General features: G+C 57.9%; 1 rRNA gene. It reads right to left on the reverse strand.

The annotated features are described in order from the left end of the window. Nucleotides 1–631: ribosomal RNA gene (locus ESG85_RS02525) — 23S ribosomal RNA — on the reverse strand; the annotation flags it as partial. Between the last annotated feature and the right edge of the window lie 56 nt (nucleotides 632–687).

Consider the following 687-nt stretch of genomic DNA (forward strand, 5'->3'; position numbering starts at 1 on the left):
CCGACGCTCCCACGGCTTGTAGGCACACGGTTTCAGGTACTATTTCACTCCGCTCCCGCGGTACTTTTCACCATTCCCTCACGGTACTATCCGCTATCGGTCACCAGGGAATATTTAGGCTTAGCGGGTGGTCCCGCCAGATTCACACGGGATTTCTCGGGCCCCGTGCTACTTGGGTGTCTCTCAAGCAAGCCGCTGATGTTTCGTCTACGGGGGTCTTACCCTCTACGCCGGACCTTTCGCATGTCCTTCGACTACACCAACGGTTTCTGACTCGCCTCACAGCCGGCAGACTGTGAAAGAGAGATCCCACAACCCCACATGCGCAACCCCTGCCGGGTCTCACACGCATACGGTTTGGCCTCATCCGGTTTCGCTCGCCACTACTCCCGGAATCACGGTTGTTTTCTCTTCCTGAGGGTACTGAGATGTTTCACTTCCCCTCGTTCCCTCCACATGCCCTATGTGTTCAGGCATGGGTGACAGCCCATGACGACTGCCGGGTTTCCCCATTCGGAAACCCCCGGATCAAAGCCTGGTTGACGGCTCCCCGGGGACTATCGTGGCCTCCCACGTCCTTCATCGGTTCCTGGTGCCAAGGCATCCACCGTGCGCCCTTAAAAACTTGGCCACAGATGCTCGCGTCCACTGTGTAGTTCTCAAGCAACGACCAGCCACCCATCACCC

Source organism: Streptomyces roseicoloratus (assembly GCF_004117935.1).
GTDB classification, from domain to species: Bacteria; Actinomycetota; Actinomycetes; order Streptomycetales; family Streptomycetaceae; genus Streptomyces; species Streptomyces roseicoloratus.